At 72.1% G+C, this 22,512-nt stretch carries 22 protein-coding genes and 2 pseudogenes; 14 read left to right on the top strand and 10 right to left on the bottom strand.

The features are described 5' to 3' along the window. Nucleotides 1-80 precede the first annotated feature (80 nt). The 3 genes from ACZ4N4_RS15260 to ACZ4N4_RS15250 form a co-directional block, all read right to left on the bottom strand. Complete coding sequence (locus tag ACZ4N4_RS15260; RefSeq protein ID WP_453579921.1) at nt 81-1,280, bottom strand: NAD(P)/FAD-dependent oxidoreductase; 1,200 nt, start codon at nt 1,278-1,280, stop codon at nt 81-83. Nucleotides 1,281-1,442: 162 nt separating this feature from the next. Next, nucleotides 1,443-2,387, bottom strand: coding sequence for an RNA polymerase sigma factor SigJ (gene sigJ, locus ACZ4N4_RS15255; protein ID WP_467588482.1), 945 nt, complete (start codon nt 2,385-2,387; stop codon nt 1,443-1,445). Between the two features lie 10 nt (nt 2,388-2,397). Then, entirely contained in the window at nt 2,398-3,183 is a 786-nt protein-coding gene (locus ACZ4N4_RS15250) for an AAA family ATPase (protein WP_467588479.1), read from the bottom strand. Between the two features lie 418 nt (nt 3,184-3,601). On the opposite strand from ACZ4N4_RS15250, the gene ACZ4N4_RS15245 reads away from it, so the two are divergent. Further along, nucleotides 3,602-6,016, top strand: coding sequence for a SpoIIE family protein phosphatase (locus ACZ4N4_RS15245; RefSeq protein ID WP_467588476.1), 2,415 nt, complete (start codon nt 3,602-3,604; stop codon nt 6,014-6,016). A gap of 202 nt (nt 6,017-6,218) precedes the next feature. Here ACZ4N4_RS15245 and ACZ4N4_RS15240 read toward each other — a convergent pair whose 3' ends face one another. Further along, nucleotides 6,219-6,833, bottom strand: coding sequence for a peroxiredoxin-like family protein (locus tag ACZ4N4_RS15240; protein ID WP_467588473.1), 615 nt, complete (start codon nt 6,831-6,833; stop codon nt 6,219-6,221). Nucleotides 6,834-6,904: 71 nt separating this feature from the next. On the opposite strand from ACZ4N4_RS15240, the gene ACZ4N4_RS15235 reads away from it, so the two are divergent. Beyond that, nucleotides 6,905-7,564, top strand: a complete 660-nt coding sequence (locus ACZ4N4_RS15235) for a TetR/AcrR family transcriptional regulator (protein WP_467588470.1) — start codon at nt 6,905-6,907, stop codon at nt 7,562-7,564. 406 nt (nt 7,565-7,970) lie between these two features. After that, a complete protein-coding gene (locus ACZ4N4_RS15230) occupies nt 7,971-9,029 on the top strand; it encodes a 2-dehydropantoate 2-reductase (RefSeq protein WP_467588468.1) in 1,059 nt (352 codons plus the stop codon). A 33-nt stretch (nt 9,030-9,062) separates the two neighbouring features. On the opposite strand, the pseudogene ACZ4N4_RS15225 reads toward ACZ4N4_RS15230, so the two are convergent. Continuing rightward, nucleotides 9,063-9,251: pseudogene (locus ACZ4N4_RS15225) on the bottom strand (response regulator transcription factor); the annotation flags it as partial. On the opposite strand from ACZ4N4_RS15225, the gene ACZ4N4_RS15220 reads away from it, so the two are divergent. The 5 genes from ACZ4N4_RS15220 (at nt 9,219) to ACZ4N4_RS15200 (ending at nt 12,669) form a co-directional block, all read left to right on the top strand. Further along, complete coding sequence (locus ACZ4N4_RS15220) at nt 9,219-9,434, top strand: hypothetical protein (RefSeq protein ID WP_467589144.1); 216 nt, start codon at nt 9,219-9,221, stop codon at nt 9,432-9,434. The pseudogene ACZ4N4_RS15225 and the gene ACZ4N4_RS15220 overlap by 33 nt on opposite strands. A 231-nt stretch (nt 9,435-9,665) precedes the next feature. Beyond that, nucleotides 9,666-10,004 carry a MerR family transcriptional regulator gene (locus ACZ4N4_RS15215; RefSeq protein ID WP_467588465.1) on the top strand — a complete coding sequence of 113 codons (339 nt, stop codon included), beginning with the start codon at nt 9,666-9,668 and terminating at the stop codon, nt 10,002-10,004. 232 nt (nt 10,005-10,236) lie between these two features. Then, complete coding sequence (locus tag ACZ4N4_RS15210; protein ID WP_031482971.1) at nt 10,237-10,440, top strand: cold-shock protein; 204 nt, start codon at nt 10,237-10,239, stop codon at nt 10,438-10,440. A gap of 179 nt (nt 10,441-10,619) precedes the next feature. Continuing rightward, the gene (locus tag ACZ4N4_RS15205; protein WP_467588462.1) at nt 10,620-12,158 is read left to right on the top strand and encodes a DEAD/DEAH box helicase; all 1,539 of its coding nucleotides are present in this window, start codon (nt 10,620-10,622) and stop codon (nt 12,156-12,158) included. Nucleotides 12,159-12,381: 223 nt separating this feature from the next. Further along, nucleotides 12,382-12,669 carry an SCO5918 family protein gene (locus ACZ4N4_RS15200; RefSeq protein WP_450760127.1) on the top strand — a complete coding sequence of 96 codons (288 nt, stop codon included), beginning with the start codon at nt 12,382-12,384 and terminating at the stop codon, nt 12,667-12,669. A gap of 239 nt (nt 12,670-12,908) precedes the next feature. Here ACZ4N4_RS15200 and ACZ4N4_RS15195 read toward each other — a convergent pair whose 3' ends face one another. Together ACZ4N4_RS15195 and ACZ4N4_RS15190 are read right to left on the bottom strand one after the other, a co-directional pair. Continuing rightward, complete coding sequence (locus ACZ4N4_RS15195) at nt 12,909-13,790, bottom strand: LLM class flavin-dependent oxidoreductase (protein WP_467588460.1); 882 nt, start codon at nt 13,788-13,790, stop codon at nt 12,909-12,911. Nucleotides 13,791-13,811: 21 nt separating this feature from the next. Beyond that, nucleotides 13,812-14,831, bottom strand: a complete 1,020-nt coding sequence (locus ACZ4N4_RS15190; RefSeq protein ID WP_467588457.1) for an aldo/keto reductase — start codon at nt 14,829-14,831, stop codon at nt 13,812-13,814. A 165-nt stretch (nt 14,832-14,996) separates the two neighbouring features. Between ACZ4N4_RS15190 and ACZ4N4_RS15185 the strand changes: the two genes are divergently transcribed. The 5 genes from ACZ4N4_RS15185 (at nt 14,997) to ACZ4N4_RS15165 (ending at nt 19,828) form a co-directional block, all read left to right on the top strand. Further along, nucleotides 14,997-15,572 (top strand): TetR/AcrR family transcriptional regulator, encoded by a 576-nt coding sequence (locus ACZ4N4_RS15185; RefSeq protein ID WP_453579873.1) that lies wholly within the window; start codon nt 14,997-14,999, stop codon nt 15,570-15,572. A 24-nt stretch (nt 15,573-15,596) separates the two neighbouring features. Next, nucleotides 15,597-17,180: an RNA polymerase subunit sigma-70 gene (locus ACZ4N4_RS15180; RefSeq protein WP_467588454.1), complete on the top strand. Its 1,584-nt coding sequence runs from the start codon at nt 15,597-15,599 to the stop codon at nt 17,178-17,180. A 195-nt stretch (nt 17,181-17,375) separates the two neighbouring features. Further along, nucleotides 17,376-18,146 (top strand): SDR family oxidoreductase, encoded by a 771-nt coding sequence (locus tag ACZ4N4_RS15175; RefSeq protein WP_467588451.1) that lies wholly within the window; start codon nt 17,376-17,378, stop codon nt 18,144-18,146. A gap of 469 nt (nt 18,147-18,615) precedes the next feature. Next, nucleotides 18,616-19,293, top strand: coding sequence for a TOPRIM nucleotidyl transferase/hydrolase domain-containing protein (locus ACZ4N4_RS15170; protein ID WP_467588448.1), 678 nt, complete (start codon nt 18,616-18,618; stop codon nt 19,291-19,293). Nucleotides 19,294-19,372: 79 nt separating this feature from the next. Further along, nucleotides 19,373-19,828, top strand: coding sequence for a VOC family protein (locus tag ACZ4N4_RS15165; protein WP_453568692.1), 456 nt, complete (start codon nt 19,373-19,375; stop codon nt 19,826-19,828). Nucleotides 19,829-19,969: 141 nt separating this feature from the next. Here the strand turns inward: ACZ4N4_RS15165 and ACZ4N4_RS15160 are convergent, their stop codons facing one another. Together ACZ4N4_RS15160 and ACZ4N4_RS15155 are read right to left on the bottom strand one after the other, a co-directional pair. Beyond that, nucleotides 19,970-20,608: a hypothetical protein gene (locus ACZ4N4_RS15160; RefSeq protein ID WP_059208097.1), complete on the bottom strand. Its 639-nt coding sequence runs from the start codon at nt 20,606-20,608 to the stop codon at nt 19,970-19,972. Further along, nucleotides 20,580-21,053: a hypothetical protein gene (locus ACZ4N4_RS15155; RefSeq protein WP_159064051.1), complete on the bottom strand. Its 474-nt coding sequence runs from the start codon at nt 21,051-21,053 to the stop codon at nt 20,580-20,582. Before ACZ4N4_RS15155 ends, ACZ4N4_RS15160 begins: the two co-directional genes overlap by 29 nt. Before the next feature lie 104 nt (nt 21,054-21,157). Between ACZ4N4_RS15155 and ACZ4N4_RS15150 the strand changes: the two are divergent. Further along, nucleotides 21,158-21,455: pseudogene (locus ACZ4N4_RS15150) on the top strand (barstar family protein). A 21-nt stretch (nt 21,456-21,476) separates the two neighbouring features. Here ACZ4N4_RS15150 and ACZ4N4_RS15145 read toward each other — a convergent pair. Then, nucleotides 21,477-22,336 (bottom strand): IS5 family transposase gene (locus ACZ4N4_RS15145; RefSeq protein ID WP_467588444.1). Its coding sequence is split into 2 segments (ribosomal slippage): nt 21,477-21,985 and nt 21,985-22,336, totalling 861 coding nucleotides; the frame shifts between segments, so codons are not numbered across the junction. Between the last annotated feature and the right edge of the window lie 176 nt (nt 22,337-22,512).

The raw sequence follows: 22,512 nt of genomic DNA, 5'->3' as shown, positions 1-22,512 counted from the left end.
GACCGGGCCGCGCGGGGATCACGGATCACGGCACGGCACGACCCGCCGGCTTGGCGGGCCGTGCCGGTGGGCCAGTCGGATCAGGCCGGGGTGGCTGTCCTCTCGGTTGCCGGGGCCGGCTTCGGCAGGACGCGGCGGGTGCGGGTCGGGAGGGCGAGGGTCGGGTTGGCGACGGCCCAGGCCGCGCCCTTGCAGACCAGTTCCTTGTAGAGGGCGGCGGTACGACCCGTCAGGGCCGCCCGTACGGCGCGGTCGTCCGCGGTGACGTACTGGATCAGGCCCTGCCCGCGGCCCAGCGAGATGCACTGGTTGAAGTAGCGCAGCGGCACCTTCGGGAGTTTTCCGCCGGTCAGGCGGGCCGCGAGGGCGTCGGCGGCCTGCCACGCCATCGGGGCGCCCGTCGCGCACGACATGCGCAGCGGCTTGTCGGCGGGGCCGGTCGCCAGCGCGGCGTCGCCGACGGCGTACACGTCCGGGTGCGAGACCGACCGCATGGTCCCGTCGACCACGATCTGCCCGGAGCCGGTGACCTCCAGCGTGCTGGCCCGCGCGATGGGGTGGACGGCGAACCCGGTGGTCCACACCGTGACCGCGGCGGGAATCGTCCCGCCTTCGGCGGTGGTGACCCGGTCGGCCGCCACGGCGGTGACGGCGGTGTGCTCGTGCACGGTGACGCCGAGACCGTCGAGGACCTTCCGCAGGTGCCGGCTGCCCTTGGCGGAGAGCCAGTCGCCGAGGGCGCCGCGGGCGGCGAGGGCGACGGCGAGGTCCGGGCGGGCTTCGGCGATCTCGGTGACGGCCTCCAGGCCGGTGAGTCCGCCGCCGACCACGAGCACCGGTTCTCCGGCCGGCAGGGCGGCGAGGCGCTCGCGCAGCCGGAGCGCGCCGGGGCGGCTCGCGATCTGGTGGGCGTGCTCGGCGGTGCCGGGGACTCCCTGGTCGTTCCAGGCGCTGCCGAGGGCGTAGACGAGGGTGTCGTACTCCAGCACCTCCGTATCCTCCCCGGCGTCGACGGTCGTGACCGTCCTGCGGTCGGCGTCCACGGCGGTGACCCTCGCGAGCCTCAGCTCCACGCCGGTGCCCGCGAACATCTCGGCGAACGGCCGGGCCTTGAGGTCCTGGCCGGTCGCGAGCTGGTGCATGCGGACACGTTCGACGAAGTCGGGTTCGGCGTTGACGAGGGTGATGGCGACGTCTTCGCGGTGCAGTCGCCTGGCGAGACGGCCGGCGGCGATGGCTCCGGAGTATCCGGCGCCGAGGACGACGATGCGGTGCTGCATGTCCGTGCTCCTGTCGGGAAACGGCGAGTCTGGAAACGGCGACCCGGGAAACGGCGAGTCGCCCCTTGAACCGGGCGGCCCGCCGTTTCCTGACAGGAACGCGGAGTGAGGCGGCTCACACCGGGTCAGAAGAGCCGGAGCAGGAGCAGGAGTTCGCCCGGGTCAGAAGAGCCGGAGCAGGGGTTGGCCGTGGCCGGTGGCCGCCCACTGCCTGGTCGCTCGTTCGAGCTTGTCGGGGTTGACCTGGTTGCGGAGCGCGGCGATGCCCTCGGCGGTGATCTCCAGGCACATGACGCCGAAGACCCGGCCGTCGACGACCGCCACCAGGGCGGGGCCGCCGTTGGCGGTCGCGGCATGGAGCTCGACCGTGCCTCCCGCCAGGGCCCGCTGCGCCGGGCCCGGCTTGAACAGGCCCCGCATGAACGTCGCGACCGCGAGGGCGCCCTCGAACGCCTTGGCGCGGGCCGGCACCTTCCCGCCGCCGTCGCCGACCGCGACGGCGTCCTGGGTGAGCAGCCGGACCAGCGGCTCGGTCCGGCCGCTGGTGGCGGCCGTGAGGAACTCCTCGATGATCCGCCGGGCGGCGGCCTCGTCGACCTCGGCGCGCGCCTTGCCGGCCGCGACGTGCTTCTTGGCCCGGTGGAAGGTCTGCTGGCTGGCGGCCTCGGTGATGTCGAGGATCCTGGCGATCTCCCGGTGCGGGTAGTCGAAGGCCTCCCGCAGCACGTACACCGCGCGTTCGCCGGGCGTGAGCCGCTCCAGCAGGGTCAGGACGGCGTACGACACGGACTCGCGCCGTTCGGCGGTGTCGGCGGGTCCGAGCATCGGGTCCCCGGCGAGCAGCGGCTCGGGCAGCCACTGGCCGACGTAGGTCTCGCGCCGGGCGCGGGCCGAGGTGAGCTGGTTGAGGCACAGGTTGGTGAGCACCTTCGTCAGCCAGGCCTCGGGGACCTCGATACGGCCGGTGTCGGAGGCCTGCCAGCGCAGATACGTCTCCTGCACGGCGTCCTCGGCCTCACTCGCGGAGCCGAGGAGGCGGTAGGCGATGGCCGCCAACCGAGGCCTGGCCGCCTCGAACCGGTCCACCTCGCTCATGGTCTGGCCCATGGCCCGGATCCTAGCCCGCACAGCCCACGGCGACCGCACCCCCGCCGGCCTCCGGTCCCCCGCCCCCGCCTCCGACCGCCCTCGCTCCCCGTCCACGCCGGGCGCCCCGTCCGACCCGTACGACCCGTCTGACCCGTCCGACCCGGCCGCCTCCGGTCCCCCGCCCCGCCTCCGACCGCCCCCCGGCCCCCCGTCCACTCCGGGCGCCCCGGCCGACCCGTCCGCCTCCGGACACCCGCCTCCGCCCAGGACGCCACGGCCGCCTTCGGTCGCCGCCCCGGCCGCCTCCAGTCGCCGCCCCGGCCACCGTTGCCGTAAGGGGCAGCAACGACGTCACCGCCTGGGTGGGGGTGACCGGGTTGTCGTCGTAGCCCGCGAGGTCGAGGAAGAGGGCGCCGCCGGCGAACCAGCCCGCGGTGCGTGCCCGGTGCGCGGCCTTCAGGGCGAGGGCGGTCTTGCCCATGCCGCCGAGTCCGGTGACGACACAGACCACCGGTGCGTCCGGGGCCGGGTCGGCGGGCGCCCGCAGCCGTGCCTCCAGCGCGGCCAGCTCCGTCGCCCGCCCGGTGAAACCGGCCTGGACCATGGGCAATGTGCACGGACCGGTCCGGTCGGGGGGCGTCCCGTGCTGCACGACCACCTTCCCGACGACGGGCCCCATGAAGGTGCTCCGGCGGAAGTCGACGCGGTCGCCGACGCGGTCGCCGACGTGGTCGCCGCCCGGGTCCCGGTGGTCGCCGCCGGGGGCCGGTTCATCGTTGCCGGAGTCCGGTGTCCGGCCGTCACCTGCGTGCACCCGTGGCTCCTCTTCGGCCGGCATCCGCCAGGCTCGGACCGCTTTGAGGTGTTTCACGGTAGAGCATCCCCACCGCCCGGGGGACGACTTCACCCAACCCGGCCCGCCCTGCCCGGTCACCGACGGCCTCGCGTTCACGGGGACGCCGGGCGGCTGCCTGGCCACCCTGCGAGCGAACCGGCCATCAGGGGCGAGGGCGCGCGCGCTCGGCTGCGCGGCAGAACCACCTGGCGGGGCGCCGCTCGTCGCGGTGGTCCTCGACTCGCCGCCCCGGCGCACGGGGGCCGCCGCCGGGCGACCCGAGGGGCCTGCCGCCCTGGCGAGGCCGCCGTCGGTTGAAGGGCGCACCGTGCGGCGGGATGCTGGGAGCGGGTGCGGGCGACCCGGACGCCCGGGCCGCCGGGCACCCGGAGGCACCATGGAGGGACGCGCACCGCAGGACCCGACGGCCGTACCGGACGACCTCGCGGTCGTCGTCGACGCCGACGGGTCGGTCCTGGTGTGGAGCGCCGGTGCCCGGCGGCTGCTCGGGTACGAACCCGCCGAGGTCGTCGGCCGCCCCGCCCGGAACCTGCTCGCCACCGACCTGCCGGCGTCCGCGCGCCGTCACATCGCCGTCGCGCACCGCTGGTCCACCGAGGCGGCCCTGCGGCACCGCAACGGCGACCGGATCGTCGTACGCCTGCAGGGCACCCCCCTCGTGGACGCGGGCGCCCGGCCGCTCTGGCTGGTGACCGATGACGTGCGGACGGCCGTGTCCGGGCGCGACCAGCCCGGGGCGGCGGCCCTGTGGGACCTCACGCTCGCCCAGCTGCCCATGCCGGTGGCGATCTACGACCGTGAGGCCCGGCTGGTCGCCGCCAACGAGGTCATGACCCGGATCATGGGCCTGTCCGTGGCGGAGATGCGGGGCCTGACCCTGCGGGAGATCGAGTCCGGGCCGCCCTTCGACGAGTACGACCGTCTCCAGCGGCAGGTGCTGCGCACCGGGCGGACGGTCTTCCACGAGCAGCACGGCCAGGCGCCCGGGGAGACCCGGGAGCACGCCTGGTCGATGTACTTCTCCCCGCTGAAGGACGAGTCCGACCGGGTGCAGGGCCTGTCCGCGATCGTCTTCGACACCACCGAGCAGTACTGGGCCCGCCGCCACCTGGCCGTCCTCAACGACGCCAGCCTGCGCGTCGGCAGCACCCTGGACGTGACCAGGACCGCCGAGGAGCTGGCCGAGGTGGCCGTGGGCGGGTTCGCGGACTACGTCACCGTCGACCTGCTGGAGTCCGTCACCGAGGGCGACGAGCCGGCCCTGCTGACGCCGGGCGAGGCGATCACCGTACGCCGTGCCGCGCAGCGCTCCGTCCTGCCCGGCTGCCCGGAGCGGGTGGCCGAACCGGGCGACCCGATCCACTACCCGGTGGACACGCCCCCGATGTGGACCCTGCTCGCCGGTCACGGCACCCGCAACCGGCCGGGCGACCCCGGCATGCCGGAGTGGATCAGCGCCTCCCAGGCCCGCGCGGACACCGTCGCCCGACACATGATCCACTCGGTGCTGATGGTCCCGCTGCGCGCCCGCGGGGTCACCCTCGGCCTCGTGCACTTCCTCCGGCACCGCACGCCCGAGTCGTTCACCGAGGACGACCAGCGGCTCGCGGAGGAGATCGTCGCCCGGGCCGCGGTGTGCGTGGACAACGCCCGCCGCTACACCCGGGAGCGCCGCACCGCACTCGCCCTCCAGCGCAGCCTGCTGCCCGGCCGGCCGCCGCCCGGCCTGGAGGCGACCGAGGTGGCCTACCGCTACCTCCCCACCGGGTCCGGCGCGGACGTCGGCGGCGACTGGTTCGACGTGATCCCGCTGTCCGGCGCCCGGGTCGCCCTGGTCGTCGGGGACGTCGTCGGCCACGGCATCCGCGCCTCGGCGACGATGGGCCGCCTGCGGACGGCGGTACGGACGCTGGCGGACGTCGACCTCGCCCCCGACGAACTCCTCACCCAGCTGGACGACCTCGTCATCAGGCTGGCCCGGGAGGAGGACCCGTGGACCACGTCGGGGGAGGTCGGCGCGACCTGCCTCTATGCCGTGTACGACCCGGTGTCCCGCCGCTGCACCATGGCCCGGGCCGGCCATCCGCCGCCCGCCCTGGTCACCCCGGGCGGAGCGGTCCGCCTCCTGGACCTCCCGGCCGGCCCGCCGCTCGGCCTCGGCGGTCTCCCCTTCGAGTCCACCGAGCTGGAACTGGCGGAGGGCAGCCTGCTCGCCCTCTACACCGACGGCCTGGTGCAGACGGCCGACCATGACATCGAGGTGGGCCTGGGCCTCCTCCGCCACGCCCTCGCCGCCCCGGCCGCGCCCCTGGAACAGACCTGCGACCGCGTCCTGCACACGGTGCTGACCGACCACCCGGCCGACGACATCGTGCTCCTGCTGGCCCGCACCCGCGCCCTGGACGCCGGGAAGGTCCGCACCTGGCAGCTCCCCCAGCACCCGGCGGCGGTCGCCGGGGCCCGCAAGATGGCCGGCCAGCAGCTGGAGGCCTGGGGTCTGACGGACGCGGCCTTCGCCACCGAGCTGATCGTCAGCGAGCTGGTCACCAACGCGGTCCGCTACGGCGACGGCCCGATCGCCCTCCGCCTGATCCGCGACGCGTCCCTGATCTGCGAGGTCTCCGACGGCAGCAGCACGGCCCCGCATCTGCGCCGGGCACGGGTCTACGACGAGGGCGGCCGGGGTCTGCTCCTGGTCGCCCAGCTCTCGGAACGCTGGGGCAGCCGCCAGACGCCGACCGGCAAGACGATCTGGGCGGAACAGCCGCTGCCCGCCCCGGCGCTCGTCTAGTGGGTGACCGGAATGTCCCGGCGCAGAAGGTCGATCACGGCGCGAGGGCCGCGGACGCGACGAAGGTCCCCACCACGTACCGGCCGGGGTGCGGCCCGCCGGGCTGTTCCCGTGCGTGCGGAGTGGCGCCGGGGTCACGGCCGTTCGGCGGCCGGGGTGCGGTCCGCCGGGCTGTTCGCGTGCGTGCGGAGTGGCGCCGGGGTCAGGGCCGTTCGGCGGCCGGGGGATGCGCGGAGGGCGGTGTCCGGGCCACGCGGGCGGCCAGTTCCAGGAGTTCGTCGACCGACCACTGGTCGTAGGCGTGCTCGCCGTACTTGGTGGCGAGGACCTGGCCGCCGGGGGCGATGAGGAAGTCGGCGGGAAGGCCGAGCCGGCCGCCGTGCGGGCTGTTCGACGGCAGGTGTTCGCGTCCGCGGACGACGTGCCACGCGCCGCTCACCACCGCTCGGACGATCGGCCCCCAGGCGCGCGGGTCGAGCAGGGCGCGGGGCGACTGTTCCACGCCGAACTCCCGGTACAGCCGTTTGTCCGGGTCGGCGAGGACGGCGAACGGGAGGTCGCCGGTGTGGGGGCGGAGTTCCTCGGCGGGCGAGTGGAAGACCACGACCTCGCGTACGCCGGCGTCCGCTATCTCTTGGTGCCGCCGTACCACCGAGCGCAGATGCAGATTGCAGACCGGGCATCCGGCGAAGCGCCGGAACTGGAGGTGGATCGGGCGGGCGGGGTCGGGGACGGTGACGAGGTCGCCGGAGACCGTGGTGAGACCGCGCTGAGGCACGGTGGCACCGGGGGTCATCTGACTCCGAGGTGTACGCATGACTTCTCCCCTCCGTAAGCGTACGGCATACGCTTACCAGCGTAAGCGTATGCCGTACGCTGTCAACCGCCATGCCACGACCGCGTTCTCTCACCCCCGACCAGCTCGCCTCGGCCGCTCTCGCCGTCATCGACCGCGAGGGGCTCGCCGGGCTGTCGATGCGTGCCGTCGCCAAGGAACTCGGCATGAGCACCATGGGGCTCTACCGGTACGTGCGTGACCGCGAGGAACTGGAGAGGCTCGTCGTGGAGCTCGTCCTCGGGGCCGTGGACACCGGGCCGCCGGATCCCGCCGCCGCATGGCGCGAACGGATCACGGTCATGGTGCGGCGCATGCGCGACGCCGTGGGCGCCCATCCCGCGGTCGTCCCGCTGATCATCGCCCACCGGCACCACTCTCTCGGGGTGCTCCGCTGGTCGGAGACCGTGCTCGTGGTCCTCGGCCAGGCGGGGGTCGAGGGCGAGCGGCGGGTCGTCGCCCTGCGCGCCCTGCTCAGTTACCTCAACGGGGCGATCCAGCTGGAACATCTCGGCCCACTGGCCGGCCCGGGGACGGTGGCCATCTCCGAGTTGTCGCCCGCCGACTTCCCGCACATGGCCGAGACCGCCCGGACCGCCCGGACCGTCGACGCCGACCGCGAGTTCCTGGGCGGCCTCGGCATGCTGCTCGACGGTCTCGAAGGACCCGGCGGCCCGGGCGGCCCAGTGGACCCCGGCGGTGTCAGCCGTTGATCACGCGGTCCACGACGAGGCTGTCGCTGACCTGCTGGAGCTTGACGAGCCTGCCGTAGTCCCGGCCCACGCTCTGAGGGCCGTGGTAGACCCGGCCGCCGGGGAAGCCGGGCGTGATGTCCCAGACGACTTCCGGGTCATGAACTCCTGGAAGACCTCCGGCGCCACCTTGGACTCGTGGAAACGACGGACGAGGGCGATGTTCTCCGATGCGGGCATGGGGTGCTCCTCTGACGGAAACTGACGTCGGATCAGGGACGGGGTCTGTATCAGAGCGTGAGAGCGGCGGGGCGGCGAGGAGAAGCGCCGTGCGACGGGTACGGGTGACGACGGGTACGTGTGACGCCGTCGCCAAGGGGGCGCGAACGTGAGTACGGTTGATCACGAGCCTTCCGCAGGAGCCCCCATGCCACCCGTGTCACCCGAGCCCCCCGTGGCCCCCAAGCCCAAGCCCCGCTTCGCCGTTCTCGGTGCCGGCACCATCGGGTGTCACCTCGGCGGCCATCTGCTCGCCGCCGGATACGACGTGACGCTCATCGGCCGGCCCGCGGCCATGGACGTGCTGCGCGAGCGGGGACTCACCCTCAGTACCTCCGTCCGGCCGGCCGTCCGTCTCGCGCCGGAGCGGCTGACGTTGGCCACCGGCCCACAGGCCGCGGCCGGCGCCGACTACGTGCTGGTCACCGTGAAGAGCGCCGGTACCGCGGCCGCCGCCGAGGACCTCGCCGCCCATCTCGCCCCCGGGGCGATCGTGGTGAGCTTCCAGAACGGGCTGCACAACCCCGCCACCCTGCGCGCCGCGCTCCCCGGTCACACCGTGCTGGCCGGGATGGTGCCGTACAACGTGGTGCAGTCCGAGCCGGGTGCCGTGCACCAGGGCATGCCGGGCAGGCTCATGACCGAGCCGGACGACACGCTCGTCGCCGCCTTCCGCGAGGCGCACCTGGCCGTCGAGGCCCGTACCGACATGTCCGAGGTGCAGCACGCCAAGCTGCTGCTGAACCTCAACAACGCGATCAACGCCCTGTCCGGGCTGCCGCTCCGCGACCAGCTCGGCGGGCGGGCCTACCGCCGCTGCCTCGCCCTGTGCCAGCGTGAGGCCCTCGCCGTCTACCGCGCCGCCGGGGTCACCCCGGCCCGCCTCGGCCCCACCGCGCCCGCCGTCACCCCGTACGTCCTGAGGCTGCCCGACGGCCTCTTCCGCCGGCTGGCGGGGGCGACCCTGCGGATCGACGCCCACGCCCGCTCCTCGATGTGGGAGGACCTGCAGCGCGGCCGGGCCACGGAGATCGACTCCCTCCAGGGCGAGATCGTCTCCCTCGCCACCGCCCACGGGCTGAGCGCGCCCGCGAACGCCCGTCTGGTCACCCTGGTGCGTGCGGCGGAGGCCACGCCGCGCACCTGGCAGGGCCCGGAGCTCTACGCCGAACTGCGCGCCGCCCGCGGCCGGATCCCCACCGGCTGAGTCCGACCGTGCCGGTCACAGGTGCGGTCGCCGCTACCCGCCGGCCGGTGGCGTGCCCTGCCGGTCGGTGAGGGCGCGGAGTTGGTGGCGGCCCGCGATGCCCAGCTTGGGGTAGGAGCGGTAGAGGTGCGAGGCGACCGTGCGCGGGGACAGGAAGAGCCGGTCGGCGATCTCGCCGTTGGTCACGCCGTGTCCGGCCAGGACGACGATCTCGCGCTGCTGGGCCTCCCGATCGGAGCCGCGGCGGCCACGGTGATCCCGGTCGGGACCACCGACACCGGGCACTCCAGCGTCGTCCACGTCCCCGAGCTGAGCCTGGTCGTCTCCGGTGACGTCGTCTGCAACCGGACCCACATGTGGCTGGCGGGCTCCACCCCCGGCTCCCGGGCCGACCGGGCGGGGTGACCCGCCGTCGCGACCTGGGTGATACGCCGAACGGACTGATCACGCGCCGGGCGCGGGCCGGCCCGCCACGCCGCGCACGGGCTCGACGCTAACAGAAATCTGTCACGGCGAAGCCACATCTCCAGGGCTGCCGGAGTTAGGGTTGCCGTGCGACGCGGATGGCGCCGAATCCTTCGGAGACCGGCGCCAGGCCCGCCCGGACCCTCGCCGCGTCCCCGAAACGAAGGTGTCATGCCCGCTGAGAACGCCCCGGTCGCCGGCAACCTCGACGATGACGACTACCCCGCCTACACCATGGGTCGGGCCGCCGACGTTCTCGGCACAACCCCCGCCTTCCTCCGCTCCGTCGGGGACGCCGGGCTGATCGCTCCGTTGCGTTCGCAAGGCGGTCACCGCAGGTACTCCCGCCGTCAGCTGCGCATCGTCGCCCGTGCCCGGGAGCTGGTCGACCAGGGCACCTCCGTCGAGGCGGCGTGCCGGATCATCTCCCTGGAGAACCAGCTGGAGGACGCCCTCCGGCTGAACCAGGAGATAAGCAGGAAGCTCGACGGGTGCCGCACAGATACCTAGTCCCGCCAGCACAGAAATATCCCCGACGGCGGCACTAGAATTCCCGTGCGGCCGCGAAAACACATGGCCGCCTACAGCCCACCTGTGTTAGCGTGATAGCAGTTGCAGTTTTGGTTGCCAGAGAAATTTTTTCTTTGTAAAGCTTTCCGGATCATTCCGGAGGGGTGATCATCGCGGCGACTCGGCTTCGTAAAGTGCGGAGTCCGGCACTGCCCCTCAAGGGAGATTCAATATGGCATCTGGCACCGTGAAGTGGTTCAACGCGGAAAAGGGCTTCGGCTTCATCGAGCAGGAGGGTGGCGGCCCCGACGTCTTCGCCCACTACTCGAACATCGCCACCCAGGGCTTCCGCGAGCTTCAGGAAGGCCAGAAGGTGACCTTCGACGTCACGCAGGGCCAGAAGGGCCCGCAGGCCGAGAACATCGTTCCCGCCTGAAGCTGACGCGAACCGTGGCGAGCCACTAGCTCGCGCGATTTGAGGCTGGGGCCCGCGCTCTTGGGGTGCGGGCCCCAGCTTTTTCCTTTTTTTCTCCGGCTCATTCTTGTGATTCCTCGCGCGGTCACCCGCCCGCCGGCCGGAATTCCTCGATACGCCGCATCGAGGAAGGTTCCTTCTTGAACCGCACCCGCCGCACCGGCGGCACTTCCGGCCGCCACCGCACGGACCGCAGCACCGCACGCTCGGCAGGCTCCAGTTCCACCCCCGGCAACCGCTTCCGCGGCCAGGGATCCGGCCACCAGGGCCCCCGTCAGGGCGTCGGCACCGGCCGCAAGAACGGCCAGGCCCAACGCTCCGCCCCGCGCCGCCAGGAGTTCGCCCTGCCGGTCACCCTCACCGAGCCGCTGCCCGCCGTCGAGACGTTCGACGAACTGGACATGCCCGAACGGCTGCTGGCCGCCCTCCGCACCGAAGGCGTGACCGTTCCCTTCCCGATCCAGGCAGCCACCCTGCCGAACGCGCTGGCCGGCCGGGACGTCCTGGGCCGGGGCCGCACGGGCTCGGGCAAGACGCTCGCCTTCGGCCTGCCGCTGCTGGCCCGCCTGGACGGGCAGCGTGCCGTGCCCAAGCAGCCGCTCGCCCTGATCCTCGTCCCCACCCGCGAGCTGGCCCAGCAGGTCACCGACGCGCTCACCCCCTATGCCCGCGCCCTGCGGCTGCGGCTCGCCACCGTGGTCGGCGGCATGTCGATCGGCCGTCAGGTCAGCGACCTGCGTGCCGGTGCCGAGGTCGTCGTCGCGACGCCCGGCCGCCTCCGGGACCTCATCGAGCGGGGCGCCTGCCGGGTCGACCAGGTCAACATCGCCGTCCTCGACGAGGCCGACCAGATGGCCGACATGGGCTTCATGCCGCAGGTGACCGCACTGCTCGACCAGGTCCCGGCCGGCGGCCAGCGGTTGCTGTTCTCGGCCACCCTGGACCGGAACATCGACCTCCTGGTCCGCCGCTACCTCCACGACCCGGTCGTGCACTCGGTCGACCCGTCCGCGGGCGCGGTCACCACCATGGAGCACCACCTGCTGCATGTGCGCGACGCCGACAAGGAGACCGCCGCCACCGAGATCGCCGCCCGTGACGGACGCGTGCTGATGTTCCTGGACACCAAGCACGCGGTGGACCGGCTCGCCAAGCGGCTGCTCGCCGTCGGTGTGCGGGCCTCGGCGCTGCACGGCGGCAAGTCCCAGTCGCAGCGCACCCGGACACTCGCCCAGTTCAAGGACGGCCATGTCTCGGTCCTGGTCGCCACCAACGTCGCCGCCCGCGGCATCCACGTCGACGGCCTCGACCTCGTCGTCAACGTCGACCCGCCCGCCGACCACAAGGACTACCTGCACCGCGGCGGCCGTACCGCGCGCGCCGGCGAGACCGGAACCGTCGTGACCCTCGTCCTGCCGCACCAGCGGCGGGCCGTGGACCGCCTCATGACGGACGCCGGGATCACCGCGAGTGCCGTCCAGGTCCGTCCCGGTGAGGCCGAACTGCATCGCATCACCGGCGCCCGCACCCCCTCGGGTGTGCCCGTCACCCTGGCCCCACCGGCCACCGAGGCAGCACGCGAGGGCACACGGTCCGCCGGCCGCGGCCGGGGCCGTGGTCGCGGAGGCCGGTCGTCCGCCGCCCGTACCCGCCGTACCTCCTCAAGGGCCGATTCGTAGCCGAAGGAGGACCGGCTCACTGCCGGAGCACGGGGACGCGCTCCCGGCGGCCTGGCCGAGCCGACGCCCGTCCCGGCCGCCCCGACGCTGGACCGCACCCCGGACGTGTCCCCCGTGGTCGACGAAACACGGATACACCCCGGGCGTTCTCGCCCTCGCCCCCTGACAGCCGTCCGAAATCCCGTCCCGCCGCGTCTCGCGGTCGCCCCCTGAGGAGGCATCCATGCGTGTTGTCATCGCCCGTTTCCCCTTCGACCTGACCAAGAGCGAGGTCGAACAGTCGATGAGCAGCCACACGCCCGAACCTGTCACCGGCGTCGGCGTGACCATCGACGGCCGCGTCTACCCCGTGATGCAGGTCGGTGAGGTGATCACCCGGCAGAACCGCCGCGACTTCACGACGCTGGAAATGCGCCGCGCGCTGACCCGCCTCGGATTCACCTGCCACGACCCGCGCCCGGTGACTCCGCCCCGGGAGGAGCGCGCCGACGAGGACGTCCTCGGCTGGTGACACCCTCGGGGCGACCGCGAGTACTGCGCGGTTCGCGGGTTGGAAAGCCTGAGATGTGGCACCCGGATCCTGAGCGGGCCGTACTTCGGTAGGAGCGGCCGACGGTTCAGCAAAGAGCCGCACACCGCACAGACCCGGCGCGCCCCGCTCAGCCGGTTGTCGCCGTGGGGCTGCCCGGCGGCAACCGGTACGCCGCGCGTCCGGGACGACATCTCTTCCCCCTCCCTCCCCCGGGGAAGTCAGGCCTCCTTGTCGATCAGTTCGTCTGTCACCCAGCTCGCGACTCCCTCCGGATACGGGGCCGGCAGGCCGAGGACGATGTGCCGGAAGCCGGCGTTCAGTGCCTCCGCGATCGCGGCGCGGGTCGTTTCCGGGTGGTCGTAGGAGACGGGGAGATGGATGGAGCGGGTGATCTCGGCGGGGTCCCGGCCGATCTCCGAGCAGTAGCGGTCCAGAAGGGCGCTGCGGCGCACGCAGTCCTCGATGTCGCCGCCCGGGATGTTCCAGAGGTCGGCGTGTTCGGCGGTCACCCGCAGGGTCGCCGCCGAGCGGCCCCCGATCAGGATCGGGGGATGCGGGCGCTGGACGGGTTTGGGGTTGGCGAAGGCGCCGGTGAGCTGGTGGTGGGTGCCGTGGAAGTCGAAGGGCTCGGCGGCCGTCCACAGCCGGCGGATCAGGGCGCAGGCCTCGGCGAGGTTCTCGACGGCCTGTGCCGGAGGGATGAAGGGCAGGCCGTGCGCCGGGTACTCGCGGCGGGCCTCGGGCGGGTGCGGCCGTGAGCCGACACCGATGCCGAAGTCGAGCCGGCCGCCGGAGACGACGTCGACGGTCGTGGCGATCTTCGCCAGTATCGCGGGCGGCCGGAGACGGTTGCTGGTCACCAGGAGACCCAGGCGCAGCCGTCGCGTCTGCGCGGCCAGAGCGGACAGCAGCGTCCAGCCCTCGAAGATCGGCCCTTCGGGATCGCCGCCGATCGGCATGAGGTGGTCGAACAGCCAGGCGTGCTCGATCTGGGGAAAAGCGTCCGCCTCCCGCCAGACCCGCAGGATGTCGTCGTACGACACCTGCATGGGAGCGGTCATGATCCCGAAGCGGGGTGGGGTCGTGGTCGTGGATGCCATGGGCGGCCTCTCTGCCGTCGGTCAGCGGCGGCGCAGCAACGGGTCGAGCAGGGCGGGCGGGGTGTCGTGCTTCTCGTGGGCGGCCAGGTCGGTGCCGGGGGCGACGATCGCGTCGATCGCGTCGAGGACATCGGCAGAGAGCACCGTGTCGGCGGCGGCGAGCTGGGAGTTCAGGTGGTCCTGGGTGCGGGGGCCGATGAGGGCGCTGGTGACGGCGGGGTGCGCGGTGACGAAGCCGAGCGCGAGCTGGATCAGGGTCAGTCCGGCCTCCTCGGCCACGGCGGCGAGCCGCTCCACGGCATCGAGCCGGGCCTGGTTGGCGGGCAGGGCGAGATCGAAGCGGTCGAGAAGGAGCTGGGACCGACTGGTGGTGATGGGCCGGCCCTTGCGCACGGCCCCCGACAGCCAGCCCGAGGCCAGCGGGCTCCACGCCAGCACGCCCATCCCGTACTCCTCGGTCACCGGCAGCACGTGGGCCTCGACGCCACGCTGGAGGAGGGAGTAGCTGGGCTGTTCGGTGACGTAACGGCTCAGGTGGTGCTCGCGCGCCGCCCATTGGCCCTGCACGATCCGGTACGCCGGGAACGTCGAGGAACCGAAGTGGCGGATCTTTCCCGCGCGTTGCAGGTCGGTCAGCGCCGACAGGGTCTCCTCGTCGCTCGTGGCCGGGTCCCAGCGGTGTATCTGATAGAGGTCCACGTGGTCGACGCCGAGCCGGCGCAGGCTGTTCTCCAGCCCGGTGACCAGCCACCGCCGTGAACCGCCGCGGTGATTGCGCTCGTCGCCCATCGGCATGCCCGCCTTCGTGGCCAGCACGATGTCCTCACGGCGGCCGGCGATCGCCTTGCCGACCATCTCCTCCGACTCGCCCTGGCCGTACATGTCGGCGGTGTCGATCAGGTTGATGCCGGCGTCCAGCGCGGCGTCGACGATCGCCGTCGCCTCCGCCTGCGTGGTGCGGCCGACCGCGCCGAAGTTCATCGCTCCGAGCGCGAGCGCGCTGACCTGCACACCGGTACGGCCCAAGGTGCGGTACTGCATGACCGAGTCTCCTCACATTGACGCAACACGACATAAAGACAAACAGGACGAACCAGAAAGCGGGACGATGTCCCGTTTCACGTCTTCGACGATACGGAACGCTGTCCCGTTTAGCAACGCCCCGATAGGGTGACACCGGAGGGAGCACCCGACGAAGGACGGACGATGAAGGACGAGGAGCAGGCGGTCCGGCCCCGCCGGGCGGACGCCCGCCGCAACGAGATGACCCTGCTGGAGGCGGCCGCGGCGGCGTTCGTCGCGTCGGGCGTGGAGGCACCGGTACGCGACATCGCGGCCCGGGCGGGCGTCGGCACGGCGACGATCTACCGGCACTTCCCGACCCGCGCAGACCTGATCATCGCCGTCTACCGGCACCAGGTGGAGGCCTGCGCCGAGGCCGGCCCGGCCCTGCTGGCCGACGCGCCCAGCCCGTACGACGCGCTGCGCCGCTGGATCGACCTCTTCGTGGACTTCCTGGTCACCAAGCACGGCCTCGCCGCGGCCCTGCGCTCCGACCAGGCGGGCTTCGACACCCTGCACGCCTACTTCCTGGACCGTCTGGTCCCGGTCTGCACCCGTCTCCTGGACGCGGCGACCGAGTCCGGCGAGATCCACACCGACATCGCCGCCATCGAGCTGATGCGCGGCGTCGGCAACCTCTGCATCGGCGCGGAGAACGACCCCGGCTACGACGCCCGCCGACTCGTCGCCCTTCTCGTCACCGGGCTGGGCCGGACATGACACGCCGGGCATAAGGTGCCGGGCATGAGAGGCAGTTGCGAGGCCTGCGGCAACCCGATCGAGAGCGGCGGCGGCCCCGGCCGTACCGCGTCGTACTGCTCCCAGGCCTGCCGCCAGCGGGCTTACCGGGAACGGCGACGGGCGGACGGCACGCCCCCGGCCAGGGAACTGCTCTCGGACCTCGGAGCCCGGCTGGGGCGGGTGCGGCTGGCGCCGGGGACCGCGTTCCACGCGGACGTGGAGGGCCTCACCACCCGCTTCGCCCAGCTACGACGCCTCGCCCGGGAGGCCGGGCAGGGGGCGGGGCAGGGGCCGGGGTCGGGGTCGGGGCAGGGACAAGGACCGGGCCGGACCACCCCCGGAGGCGTCGGCGCGGGAAGCGTCACGACCGCCGGTGCGGGAAGCGTCACGACGGTCGGCACGGGAGACATCACGGCGGCCGACGCGGGAGGTGCCACAGCGGCCGACGCGGGAGACGTCACAGCGGCCGACGCGGTAGATGTCACAGCGGCCGACGCTGGAGACGTCACGGAACACGTCGCACCCGCCGCCCCGGAAATCGTCACGGGAAGCGTCGCACGGCCCACCCCGGAAATCGTCACGCCCCCCACCGAGACGAAATCCGACGACACCGACTTCACCGCCCTCGTCGAGGGCCACCGCCGTGAACTGCGCGTGCACTGCTACCGGTTGCTCGGGTCCTACGACGAGGCCGAGGACCTCACCCAGGAGGCGTTCCTGCGGGCCTGGCGGGTCAAGGAGACCCTGGACGGGGTCGACAACACCCGCGCCTGGCTGTACCGGATCGCCACCAACCTGTGCCTGACCTTCCTGCGCAGGCAGAACCGGCGCCCGGTCCCCTACGAACCTGTGCCGGGCATGGACTCGGGCGACGGTCCGCCGCCACCCCGTATGCCCTGGCTGCAGCCGTTCCCCGACGACCAGTTGCCCGAGCCTGCCGCGCCGCAGCACGAGCCCGACGAGCAGGCCGTGGCCGGCGAGACCCTGGAGCTGGTCTTCCTCACCGCCATCCAGCAGCTCCCGCCCCGCCAGCGGGCCGCGGTGATCCTGCGTGATGTGGCCGGCTGGTCGGCGCAGGAGACCGCCGACCTGCTGGGCGCGAGCGTCGCCTCGGCCAACAGCGCGGTACAGCGCGGCCGTTCGGCCCTGCGGGAGGCGCTGCCCGGACGCCGGGAGGACTGGTCGGCCCCGGCCACCGCCCCCAGCGCCACGGACCTGGCCCTGCTCCAGCGCTACATGGAAGCCGCTGCCCGCGCCGACATCGACGCCATGGTCGACCTCGTCCGCGAGGACGCGGTGCTCACCATGCCGCCGAACCCGTTCTGGTTCACCTCCCGCGACGCGCTCTTCGGCTTCGTCCGTCCCAACCTCGACCCGGCGTCCCCGATGTTCGCCGGCCACTGGCGCCACCTGCCCGTGCGCGCCAACGGCCAGCCCGCCGTGGCCGGTTACCTGCAACGTCCCGGGACCAGCGTCTTCCGCGCCCAGCTCATCGACGTGCTGCGGATCGAGGGCGGCCGGATCGCCGAGATCACCACCTTCGAGCCCCACCTCTTCCCGGCCTTCGGCCTGCCGATGACACTCTGAACCGACCGACCGAACCGACCGACCGACCGAACCGAACCGACCGACCGAACCGACCGACCGACCGAACCGAACCGACCGACTGAACCGAACCGACTGAACCGAGCCGAACCGATTCGATGAGACCGATGAGTTCACGGCTGCCGCGCGTCCTATGAGGCGACGGACATTCACGAAGCCGAACGGAGCTCACCAGTCATGTTGCTGAAGGACAAGGTCGCGGTCGTGTACGGCGGAGCCGGTGCGCTCGGGGCCGGGGTGGCGCGGGAGTTCGCGCAGGCCGGGGCGCGGGTGTTCCTGGCCGGGCGTACGGAGGAGACGCTGCGGGAGGTCGCGGCGGAGACCGGCGCCGAGTTCGACGTGGTCGACGCCGAGGACGAGGCCGCCGTCGAGGCGCACGCGGAAGCCGTGGTCGAGCGGGCGGGCCGGATCGACGTCTCTTTCAACCTCGTACCGCGCGGGGACCTCCAAGGCGTCCCGCTGACCGAGATGTCGGTCGAGGACTACACCCGGCCGGTGGTGCGGGGCATCGCCTGCCAGTTCATCACCGCCAGGGCGGCCGCGCGCCGGATGGCCACGCAGGGTTCGGGTGTGATCCTCGCCCTGAACAGCGGTTCCCACAACGGCACCCCGATGCTCGGCGGCACGGGCGCCGCCGACGGCGCGACCGACGCGCTCATCCGCCAGCTCGCCCAGGAGGTCGGCCCGTCCGGCGTCCGGGTCTGCGGGATCTGGGCCGCCGGGGTCACCGACACGCTCACCCCGGAGAAGCTGAGCGCGGCGGGCGCCCCGGCGATGGACGAGGCGGCGGTGGCCGGTATCCGCGCCCACCTGGATTCGCTGCGGATGACGAAGCGCTCTCCGCGGATCGCGGACATCGCGGCGCTGGCCACGTTCCTCGCCTCGGACGCCGGGGTCGCCCTCACCGGCACCTGGGTCAACGCGACCGCCGGGATGTTCCCCAGCTGACGCCACGGTCCCAGACGCCGAGTGGGAACGGGGGTCACCGGTCCGGACGCCGGGTGCGGACCCGGATCACCGGGCCGGACGCCGGGTGCGGCTCCAGGTCGCCGACCCAGGCGCCGGTGTGGACCCAGGTCACCGACCCAGGCGCCGGTGCGGACCCAGGTCACCGACCCAGGCGCCGGTGCGGACCCAGGTCACCGACCCAGGCGCCGGTGCGGACCCAGGTCACCGACCCAGGCGCCGGTGTGGACCCAGGTCACCGGTCCGGACGCCAGCTGTGGACTCCGGTCACCGGCCGGGCGCCGCCGGTGGGCGTGGCCCCAGGTCAGGGGAGTCCGACCCGGCCGGGCGCCGCGCGGCGCTGCCTGCCTCCCCACCAGCCCACCAGCCCGTCCGTTCCACCCCCCGCCGACGCCGTTCGGGCCGCGGAATTGCCTGGCATCGGGGCCCGGCCCGGGCGGAGACTCGTGCCATGGCCGACATGAGGGCGTTCCGGGACGCGGTTGCCGACTGGGCGGGGAGTGCGGGCGCGGGCCGCGTCCCGGAGTCGGCCGGGCGGCTGGGCGAACGGCTGGGGGTGCGGGTCGCCGTGCTGCTCGAAGGGCCGAGTGATGTCGCCGCCGTCGACGCACTGGCCGCGCGGCGCGGGCGGGACCCGGCGGCCGAGGGAGTGTGCGTGCTGTCGATGGGCGGTGCGATGAACGTCGGGCGCTACGCCCGCCTGCTCGGACCACCCGGCCTCGGGCTGCGGCTGACCGGGCTGTGCGACGAGCGGGAGTGGCCCTACTACGCCCGTGGCCTGGAGCGGGCCGGTGCCACGCGGCACGGGTTCTTCGTCTGCGCCGCCGACCTGGAGGACGAACTGATCCGCGCCCTCGGTCCGCCCCGGGTCACGGAGCTCATCCGGGCCGAGGGTGACGGGCGAGCCCTGCGCACCTTCCTGAACCAGCCCGCCCAGCAGGGCCGCACCCCACAGCAGCAACTCCGCCGCTTCCTCGGCACGAAGAAGGGGCGGAAGATCCGTTACGGCCGGGTCCTCGTCGAGGCCCTGGAGCCCGACCGGGTGCCCGCGCCGCTCGCCGGGCTGCTCGACGCGTTGCTCGACGGCCTGCCCGACGGTCTCCCGGCGGAGGTGCGCGGCACCCGCTGAGGGCGGTTACGAAAGTGCGCCCATGCAGCCGGCGCGCTGGTCCGGCGTGAGTGTCAGACCCGTCTGCCACGCTCCGGTCATGGAGACGACGCTGCAACTGACGATCGACTGCGCCGACCCGCAGAGGCTGGTGGCGTTCTGGAGCGAGGCGCTGGGATACGTGCCCGAACCGCCACCGGGCGGCCATGTCACGTGGCGGGAGTACTGGGCGGCCATGGGGGTGCCGGAGGAGGAGTTGCCCGTTGGTGCGGGCGAGACCCCGGAGTCGATCGTCGATCCCGCCGGGCTGGGGCCACGGGTGTGGTTCCAGCAGGTTCCCGAACCCAAGGTCACCAAGAACCGGATACACCTCGACCTGAAGGTCGGCGGCGGACGCGGGGTCCCCTTGGCCGTCCGCACGCGGCGGGTCGTCGCCACCGTGGAACGGCTGGTCGAAGCCGGCGCCCGCGTCCTCCGGACCACGGACGAGCCCGACAACGGCCACTACGCCGTCGTGCTGCAGGATCCGGAGGGCAACGAGTTCTGCGTCGTCTAGAGGCTGTCTCCTTGAAGTGGCGGTGAGCTGGTGTCACCGGCACGGGGGTGAAGCAGCTCGTGGGTGCACCACGAGAACGACCAGCACGCGGAAGCGCGACTCTGCGGCAGCGCCGAGTCTCGTCCGGCCAGTTACTGTCGATCAGCCGTGTGTCGACCCATCGAAGTTTCGGTTGAGGCCGTGGCATCCCGCGAGGCACTTATCGCAGCTGAGCCTCACTCCCGGCCGAAAATTCGGCCCAAGAGCAGCACGCAGCTCGGTAGATGTGCCGAGCGACAGGCTGCCGAAGCGCGCATCCCGGAACCTCGGGTTAGCTACGAGGGCCACTGCCAGGATCTGGGCCTTCGTGATGATGACGAGGCACTCACGGCCTTCGTACGACTCACCGGGGATGTGATCGCATTCGTCAGGATCAAGTCCGCAAATCGAGCACTCCTGCTCGTCCACGCGTGTCTCCACGCTAAACCCGACTCGAAGATGCCCAAGATCGACTGGACACTCCCGGTAGTAGACGCCGTCGCGATAGGCCATGGTGCAAGCCTTCGGATAGGTTCGCCTCAGCAATCCGCCTACCTCGTCCAGCAGCTCATGAGCCCGGTCGAAGAGGGCAAGGTCGTACCCCTCGGAACGGTCCATTACCTGCCGCAGCTCCCCTCTCAGCCGCCGCAGGATCTCTAGCGCAGCTGGATCGGGGTGGCGTGCAGCTTTGGCCTGCTCAAGGTCGGCCTGGCACTGCTGGAAGACTTCGTTCTCATCCCTCGGGTAGCTGACGGCGCTCATCCTCAGAACCCCACCTCTCGATCCTGGTGATCGCTTCGAGGACCGAGTCAGCCGGGCCGTCCAGCACCAGCTTGGTGGTCAGGTCACCCTGCCGGGTTACCTCCACGTGCAGAACGGGGGACGGAACAGTCACCTCTTCGCCGGACGAATCGCCCCTCCTGAGGATCTTCATCGTCGTGTAAGAGGAGATCAAGCCGGTCAGCGTTGCGATCAGGGTCTCTTTCCCGACGTCCCTGGCGAACTCAATGATCGGCAACCAGAACTCGGCGGCGTCGTGGGTCAGGTAGGTGCGATCAGGCTTCTCGTCCTCGAACTCGACGGTCAAGCCGGCGGCTCGGATGAGCTTCGCCACCCTGATCGCTTCGTACGGGTAGTTCCCGGGGACATCCGAGCGGGACACGCTCGGCAGTCCGGCAACTCCGCGCCTGATCAGCACGTCAGCCAAGGTCAACCCCCTCAGGTTTCTTCTCAGTTGCCATGATTCCACAACTGGAGCCCGTCTCTTTGATCGGTGAGTGCATCGTGGTGGGGGCTGGTTAGTCTGCTGCGATGACGTATAGCGAGTTGATCGTTGATCTGCGCGGTCGGCCGATCGAGACACTCAACGACTTCTGGGATGCTGTTGCCGAGCCGTGCGGGCTGCCGGAGTGGTTTGGTCGGAACCTGGACGCGTAGTCGGACACGATCGAGGCCCGGGGCATCTCCGAGGTGATCGACAGCCACGACATTCTGATCGTCCACGTCGACCAGCGGGGTCTCTTCGGTGGGGACCGCCGGGGAGGCCAACGTCCTGGTCGGCATCTTTGACGGAGAACAGAATCGACTCGTCGTCCATGGGCTGGTCTGACGAATCCTTCGAACGCCTTGCTCAGCGCCGGGTCCAGATGAGGATGGCAGCAAGGTGGAGTGCGGCCTGGTAGGCGATGGCGAGCTTATCCGTCCGCATTGCGAGGCCGCGCCACTGCTTGAGTCGGGCGATGCACCGCTCGACGGTGTTGCGCTCCTTGTACGTCTCGGCGTCGAAGCCGGGCGGGCGGCCTCCGGCACGGCCTCGCCGCAAACGGTGACCGATCTGATCGGCGGGCTGTGGGATGACCCCACGGATGCCACGCCGACGGAGGTGTCCACGGATCGCGCGGGAAGAGTAGGCGCGATCCGCAAGCACGACCGCAGGGCGGGTTCTTGGCCTACCGAGTCCTCTTCGCGGGACCCGGATTCCGGCCATGACCGCCTCGAAGGCCGGCGCATCACCGGCCTGGCCTGCAGTGACGTGGATAGACAGAGGCCGCGCCCGGCTGTCGCTGGCCAAGTGGACCTTCGTGCTCAAGCCGCCGCGGGAGCGTCCGAGCGCGTGGTCCTCAGGCTCGGACCGGCCGGGCGCCCCCTTTTCCTGGCTCCGGCCGAATGCTGGTGAGCCCGGCAGACGGTGGAGTCCACCGAGACCGTCCAGCCCACGTCGTCATCGGCATCCGCCACTGCAAGTACCGCCGCGAGGACCCGTTCCCATGTGCCGTCCACGGCCCATCTGATCAGGCGCTTGTGCGCGGTCTGAAAGGGTCCCAGCTCTTCTGGCAGATCGCGCCAGGGTGAGCAGGTGCGGTACTTCCACGCGATAGCTTCCAGGGTCCGGCGGTGGTTGGCCCATCGTCGTCCACGGACCGGATCGTCCGGCATCAGCGGCTCGATCCGGTCCCACATCGCATCGGTGATCACTAACCGGACACACATATCCGATCAACTGATCAACCCGTCAAAGAGACACGCTCTAGTCGTCCAGGTGCTTTGGTTCGCCCAGGAGCTCTTGCCGGGCAGGAGTTCCGGCCGTCTACGACCTCTGGTCAGCCGATAGCTCTCGCCCTCTACGACATCCGGCCGGCCAGGAGCTCCCGGCCTCTACGACCTCT

The sequence above is a fragment of the Streptomyces sp. NPDC026538 genome, from assembly GCF_055567535.1.
This window is presented reverse-complemented; position numbering and strand designations above follow the sequence as displayed.